This window comes from Mesorhizobium sp. M7A.F.Ca.US.002.01.1.1, from assembly GCF_004022955.1.
Classification (GTDB): Bacteria; Pseudomonadota; Alphaproteobacteria; order Rhizobiales; family Rhizobiaceae; genus Mesorhizobium; species Mesorhizobium ciceri.
Window position 1 is genome coordinate 1 of record NZ_RZQE01000350.1, and the last position, 6289, is coordinate 6289.

Genomic DNA, 6289 nt, shown 5'->3' on the forward strand with positions numbered 1-6289 from the left:
GTTCTACTATTGCTTCACCGTCTGGGCGGTCATTTCGGGCCTGCTGGTGTTCGGGCAATTCCCCAACACACTGGCGGTCTGTGGCATCCTGCTGGTCGTCGGCAGCGGGCTGACCATCGTGTCGCTGGATCAGCGCCAGCGCCGGTTGGCCGTCGTCGCCTAGCCTCGTTTCATTGCGGGAACGCCGATCTTTGTTTTCGGCGCCCCGATGCCATAGGCAAGCCACAGCCGGGCATACCGGCCTGAAGCCGGTCTTGCCTTCAGAAACTCGAAACCTCAGACGATCCGCAGGCGCCTAAAGCGTCCGCCTTGCGCTGAACTGATGGTAGGCCCACAGAACAACCACCGCCCCGATGACGGCAACGATCAGGCTGTAGATGTTGAGACCGGTGACGCCCGATGCGCCGAAGGCACTGAAGATCAGCCCGCCGACAATGGCGCCGACGATGCCCAGCACGATATCCATTATGACACCCTGGCCGGTCTTGTTGACGATCTTGCTGCCTATGAAGCCGGCGACCACGCCGAGAATGATCCAGCTGATGATACCCATTTTTTCCTCTCCATCCCCTCGCCAGCCGAACATTTTCATATGATTGTCAAAACCTCAAGCCAGCTTGAAATTCCGCCCGAATGCTTCATTGTTGAGGAGGGGTCGGGCCTTGGTCGCTATGGAGGATCCACGATGGGACTTTTTGACAACGCCGTTCCCGGCGGCAACATCACCAAACCTCTGATGATCGCACTCGGCGCATTGCTGGTCGGCAAGATGCTGAGCGGCAGAAGTGCCGAAGAGCCGGAACAGTCTCCCGCGCCCGCTCCGACCGCCCCCGTCCCGACGGAAACCACATCCGCCGACGGTGGCCTGCTGGGCGGCCTGGGCGGACTGCTCGAAAAGCTCCGGGACGCCGGTCACGGCAACACCGCGGACTCCTGGGTCGGTACCGGCCAGAACCAGTCGATCAACGCCAACGATCTTGGCGCCGCGATCGGACCGCAGATCATCCGCGAGATCGCGCAACGGACCGGACTGGACGAGCAGGAACTACTCAAGCAACTGTCCACCGCCCTGCCCGGCATCGTCGACAAGCTGACGCCGAACGGCCAGGTGCCGCAGCAGCACCAGGTCGCATCCGCGTTCAACAGCTGACGCGGCGCAGCCACGACAATTGGAGCGCTGCGCTTCGTGCGCGGTGCTTCGGCTTGCCGGTGATGGGATGAGTGTCTGGAGCGGGTAGCGGGAATCGAACCCGCATATTCAGCTTGGAAGGCTGCTGCTCTACCACTGAGCTATACCCGCGCCTTACCTGAAGTACCGGATTCATCCGAAAAGCGCCATGCACTTTTCGGTCCGATTCTTGTCGCGTTTCAGGGCTTCCGGGCCGGCAGTGGTGGAGAGGGTTGGATTCGAACCAACGTAAGCTAAGCTAACGGATTTACAGTCCGTCCCCTTTAACCACTCGGGCACCTCTCCAGTCTGCCGCCGGAGCCATGCAACGAGGCATTCACGCCGATCCGGACCCGAGTTATGTGTTCTCCGAAACCAGCGCAGCGCCTTATGGCGGCAAGGCCATTGGGTGTCAACCGCGCAGCCAGCGTTTTTCGATGTTGTTCGCCGGCTGTGACGGCGGGCCATATCCTTGGCCGGAGGACACCGCTATAGAACCAGCCATGAGCGATAAAACCAACACCCCCAAAGACACCCATTACGCCAAGCTGCGCCGCGCCTATCGCGACGAGAAAAGCGGCGGCGCGCCGGCGTTCCGGCCTCGACAGCCGGTTCCGCCGGGCGAAAATGCCGCGGACGGACTGGTGCGGCTCTACGGCCTGCACACGGTTCGCGCCGCACTCGACAATCCGCGCCGCAAGATCAGGAAGATGCTGGTGACGCGCAATGCGGCCGAGCGCCTCGAAATCGCCGATCTCGCCGCCCTGCCCTTCAAGACGGAACTGGTCGAACCCAGGGATATCGACAAGATCACAGGGTCGGATGCCGTGCATCAGGGTGTGCTGATCGAGGCCGAGCCGCTTAAAGCCAAGCGGCTCGATGCGCTTGGTGACGCGAAGCTGGTGCTGGTGCTCGACCAGATCACCGACCCGCACAATGTCGGCGCCATCCTGCGCTCGGCGGTCGCCTTCGGCGCCGGCGCGCTGATCACCACGGCCCGCCACAGCCCGCAGGAATCGGGCGTGCTGGCGAAATCCGCCTCGGGCGCGCTGGAGCACATCGACCAGATCGAGGTGAAGAACCTCGCCGAAGCGCTCGGCCAGCTGCACGAGGCCGGCTTTCGCACCATCGGGCTTGATTCGGACGCGCCGGCCGAACTCGAAAAGAGCTTTGCCGGAGAAAAGATCGCCCTGGTGCTGGGCGCCGAGGGCAAGGGCCTGCGCCAGAAGACCCGCGAGACGGTGACCACGCTGGCGCGGCTCGACATGCCCGGCGCCATCCATTCGCTCAACGTATCGAATGCCGCGGCGATCAGCCTTTACGTGGCACGGGCATTTTTGAAGCGCGGCTAAGCCAAAAAACATCTCGACGAGAAACGGGTCCCGACAGACGTCGGAACCCGTTCTTCGATGGGCCAGGAGTTGGCGGCTTGGGAACGTTGCGCCGCCCTCTCCTGACCTATGCCGCTTTGCCCCGGGTGCCGGCTGCCTCGCTGCCGACCTCGAAATCGGCCATCCTCTCAAGCGCCCTGACCAGTGCCGAATGATCCTCCTTGGCGCCGCCATTGGCCGCGCAGGCGTTGAACAGTTGCTGCGTGGTGGACGTGTTGGGCAGCGACACGCCGAGCGCTTTCGCGCCCTCCAGCGCGAGGTTCAGATCCTTCTGGTGCAGTTCGATCCGAAAACCCGGGGCGAAGGTGCGCTTGACCATACGCTCGCCATGCACTTCCAGAATGCGCGAAGCCGCCAGCCCGCCCATCAGCGCCTGCCTGACCTTGGCCGGATCCGCGCCGGCTTTCGAAGCAAAAACAAGCGCTTCGGCGACGGCTTCAATAGTCAGCGCAACGACGATCTGGTTGGCCACCTTGGTGGTCTGGCCAACGCCGTTGGGCCCGACCAGGGTGATGTTCTTGCCCATCTTCTCGAACACGGGCTTGGCGCGCTCGAAGGGTTTCTCCTCGCCGCCGACCATGATGGTGAGCGACGCCGCCTTGGCGCCAACCTCGCCGCCCGAGACCGGCGCGTCGAGATAGTCGCAGCCTAGATCGTTGATTTTCCTGGCAAAAATCTTGGTCTCGATCGGTGAGATCGAGCTCATGTCGATGACCAGCTTGCCTTTGGTCAGACCGGACGCGACGCCATTCTCGTTAAACAGCACATCGGCGACCTGCGGTGTGTCGGGCACCATCAGAATGATGATGTCGGCGGCCTTCGCCACGGCAGCATGGCCGGTGACTGACGTTAGGCCCTTGGCGACGAGATCGGCTGAGAATTTCGATCGATGGTCGCTGGCTATGACCCTGTAGCCCGCGTCCAACAGGTGCCCCGCCATCGGTGCGCCCATGATGCCGAGGCCGATGAAGCCGATGGTTTCCATTTTGGTTCTCCAGTTGCTTGTGTGAAACGCCCCCTCATCCGGCCGCTAGCGCGGCCATCTTCCCCCGAGGGGAGAAGAGAAGCCGACGTTGGTGCCTGTCTCTTCTCCCCTCGGGGGAAGGTGGCCCGAAGGGCCGGATGAGGGGGCGCGGCGTTGGCTAGGCCGCAGCACTTCCCTGCCCGGCTAATGCTTGAAACCACCCCAGCCCAGCCTCCGTCCCGGCCTTCGGCTTGTATTCCGCCCCGATCCACCCCGAATAGCCGATGCGGTCGATGTGCTCGTACAGGAAGGGAAAATTGATCTCGCCCGTCCCCGGCTCGTGACGGCCTGGATTGTCCGCAAGCTGGATATGCGCGATGCGGTCGAGGTTTACCTCGATGGTACGGGCGAGATCCCCCTCCATGATCTGCATGTGATAGATGTCGTATTGCAGGAACAGGTTCTTCGACCCGACACGGTCGATAAGCACCAACGCCTGATCGGTATAATTGAGAAAAAAGCCCGGGATATCGCGCGTGTTGATCGGCTCGATCAGCAGCCTGATGCCGGCCTGCTCCAGCTTTTCCGCCGCGAAGGCGAGGTTTTCGGCAAAGACGTCCTCCAGCACCTTGCGATCGGCGCCGGCGGGCGCGATGCCGGCCAGGCAATTGACCTGCTGGCAGCCGAGCGCCTGCGCGTAGGTGATCGCCTTGGCGATGCCCTGGCGGAATTCCGGCACGCGGTCCGGCAGCACGGCAATGCCGCGCTCGCCCTTGCCCCAGTCGCCGGCCGGCAGGTTGAAAAGCACCTGCGTCAGGCCGTTCTTCTTCAGCCGGGCGGCGACGGCATCGGGCGCATGGTCATAGGGGCCGATATATTCGACGCCCTTGAAGCCGGCGCGGGCGGCGGCATCGAAACGGTCGAGGAACTCATGCTCGCCAAAGAGCATCGAAAGATTGGCTGAAAAACGCGGCATTCTTTTTCTCCCTTTCTCCGCCAAGCCTAATCCAGCATGACGATCGACGTCGGCGCATCTTCGTGGCTCTCGGCAAGCTCCTCGAATTCGGTGATCTTGTCGATCTCGGTGCCCATCGAGATGTTGGTGACGCGTTCGAGGATGAATTCGAGGACAACCGGAACCCGGTGCTCCTTCATCAACCGCTGCGCCTCCTTGAAGGCATCGGCGAACTCTTCCGGCTTGCGCACCCTGACCGCCTTGCAGCCCATGGCCTCGGCGACGGCAACATGGTCGACGCCGTAGCCGGCCTCGGGATCGCCTGCCCGGTTGATGTTCTCGAAGGCAAGGTCGACCTCGAAGTCCATCGAGAAACCCCGCTGCGCCTGGCGGATCAGGCCGAGATAGGCGTTGTTCACCACGACATGGAGATAGGGCAGCTTGTGCTGGGCGCCGACCGCCAGTTCCTCGATCATGAACTGGAAATCATAGTCGCCCGACAGCGCCACGATGGTCCGGTCGGGATCGGCGGCGCGCACGCCAAGGGCAGCCGGCAAGGTCCAGCCGAGCGGGCCGGCCTGGCCGCAATTGATCCAGTTGCGCGGCTTGTAGACATGCAGGAACTGCGCGCCGGCGATCTGCGACAGGCCGATCGTGGTGACGTAGGTGACGTCGCGGCCGAACGCCTTGTTCATCTCCTCATAGACACGCTGCGGCTTCAGCGGCACCTGGTCGAAATGCGTCTTGCGCTTCATCGTCTTCTTGCGAGCCTGGCATTCCTTCGCCCAGCCGGACCAGTCGCGCAGTCTGCCTGCCGTCTTCCACTCGGTGGCGACGTCGAGCAGCATCTTCAGCGCAGCACCAGCATCCGAAACGACGCCGAGATCCGGCGCGAAGACGCGGCCGATTTGAGTGGGCTCGATGTCGACATGGATGAATTTTTTGCCCTTGGTATAGACATCGACGGAGCCGGTGTGACGGTTGGCCCAGCGGTTGCCGATGCCGAAGACGAAATCGGCTTCCAGCATCGTCGCATTGCCATAGCGGTGCGAGGTCTGCAGCCCGCACATGCCGGCCATCAGCCGGTGGTCGTCGGGGATCGCGCCCCAGCCCATCAAGGTCGGGACGACCGGCACGCCTGAAATCTCGGCGAATTCGATCAGCAAATCCGACGCATCGGCGTTTATGATGCCGCCGCCGGCGACGATCAGCGGCTTTTCGGCGGCGTTGAGCATCGTCAACGCCTTTTCGGCTTGGGCGCGCGTCATGGCCGGCTTGAACGGCGTCAACGGCTCATAGGCATCGATGTCGAATTCGATCTCGGCCAGCTGGACATCGACCGGTAGGTCGATCAGCACCGGACCCGGCCGCGACGAGCGCATCAGATGAAAGGCCTTCTGCAGCGCCATGGGGACGAGATAGGGCTCCATGACCGTGACCGCCCATTTGGCGACCGGCGCGGCAATGGCTGATATGTCGACGGCCTGGAAATCCTCCTTGTTCAGCCGCGCCCGCGGCGCCTGGCCGGTGATGCACAGGATCGGAATGGAATCAGCGGCGGCCGAATAGAGCCCGGTGATCATGTCGGTGCCGGCCGGACCCGAAGTGCCGATGCACAGGCCGATATTGCCTGCCTTGGCCCGGGTAAAGCCTTCCGCCATGTGCGAGGCGCCCTCGACGTGACGGGCAAGCACGTGGCGGATCGTTCCCCTCGCCTTCAGCGCCGAATAGAACGGATTGATCGCCGCGCCCGGCACGCCGAAAGCGCAGGAAATGCCTTCCTTTTCGAGAACGAGAACCGCGGCATCGAC

At 62.9% G+C, this 6289-nt stretch carries 6 protein-coding genes and 2 tRNA genes; 2 read left to right on the top strand and 6 right to left on the bottom strand.

Going from position 1 to position 6289, the window contains the following annotated elements; translation table 11 throughout:
• Positions 1–295: 295 nt before the first annotated feature.
• Entirely contained in the window at positions 296–553 is a 258-nt protein-coding gene (locus tag EN932_RS26040; protein ID WP_013531402.1) for a GlsB/YeaQ/YmgE family stress response membrane protein, read from the bottom strand.
• Between the two features lie 132 nt (positions 554–685).
• Between EN932_RS26040 and EN932_RS26045 the strand changes: the two genes are divergently transcribed.
• Complete coding sequence (locus EN932_RS26045) at positions 686–1150, top strand: YidB family protein (RefSeq protein ID WP_013531401.1); 465 nt, start codon at positions 686–688, stop codon at positions 1148–1150.
• Positions 1151–1226: 76 nt separating this feature from the next.
• On the opposite strand, the gene EN932_RS26050 is transcribed toward EN932_RS26045, so the two are convergent.
• Positions 1227–1300, bottom strand: a tRNA-Gly gene (locus EN932_RS26050).
• An 89-nt stretch (positions 1301–1389) separates the two neighbouring features.
• A tRNA-Tyr gene (locus tag EN932_RS26055) sits at positions 1390–1474 on the bottom strand.
• A 197-nt stretch (positions 1475–1671) separates the two neighbouring features.
• On the opposite strand from EN932_RS26055, the gene rlmB reads away from it, so the two are divergent.
• Complete coding sequence (gene rlmB / locus EN932_RS26060) at positions 1672–2520, top strand: 23S rRNA (guanosine(2251)-2'-O)-methyltransferase RlmB (protein WP_027163677.1); 849 nt, start codon at positions 1672–1674, stop codon at positions 2518–2520.
• Between the two features lie 106 nt (positions 2521–2626).
• Here rlmB and EN932_RS26065 read toward each other — a convergent pair whose 3' ends face one another.
• The 3 genes from EN932_RS26065 to gcl form a co-directional block, all read right to left on the bottom strand.
• Positions 2627–3544 (bottom strand): 2-hydroxy-3-oxopropionate reductase, encoded by a 918-nt coding sequence (locus EN932_RS26065; RefSeq protein ID WP_127388540.1) that lies wholly within the window; start codon positions 3542–3544, stop codon positions 2627–2629.
• A gap of 157 nt (positions 3545–3701) precedes the next feature.
• Positions 3702–4499 (bottom strand): hydroxypyruvate isomerase, encoded by a 798-nt coding sequence (gene hyi, locus EN932_RS26070; RefSeq protein WP_127388541.1) that lies wholly within the window; start codon positions 4497–4499, stop codon positions 3702–3704.
• A gap of 26 nt (positions 4500–4525) precedes the next feature.
• Positions 4526–6289: glyoxylate carboligase (gene gcl / locus EN932_RS26075; RefSeq protein WP_128369160.1), on the bottom strand; the 1764-nt coding region annotated here is incomplete at its 5' end.

What these genes read in the sequence shown, in the direction of transcription:
- hyi (WP_127388541.1), bottom strand. Translation starts at nt 4,499, where the DNA reads ATGCCGCGTTTTTCAGCCAATCTTTCGATGCTCTTTGGCGAGCATGAG.
- EN932_RS26045 (WP_013531401.1), top strand. Translation starts at nt 686, where the DNA reads ATGGGACTTTTTGACAACGCCGTTCCCGGCGGCAACATCACCAAACCT.
- EN932_RS26065 (WP_127388540.1), bottom strand. Translation starts at nt 3,544, where the DNA reads ATGGAAACCATCGGCTTCATCGGCCTCGGCATCATGGGCGCACCGATG.
- rlmB (WP_027163677.1), top strand. Translation starts at nt 1,672, where the DNA reads ATGAGCGATAAAACCAACACCCCCAAAGACACCCATTACGCCAAGCTG.
- EN932_RS26040 (WP_013531402.1), bottom strand. Translation starts at nt 553, where the DNA reads ATGGGTATCATCAGCTGGATCATTCTCGGCGTGGTCGCCGGCTTCATA.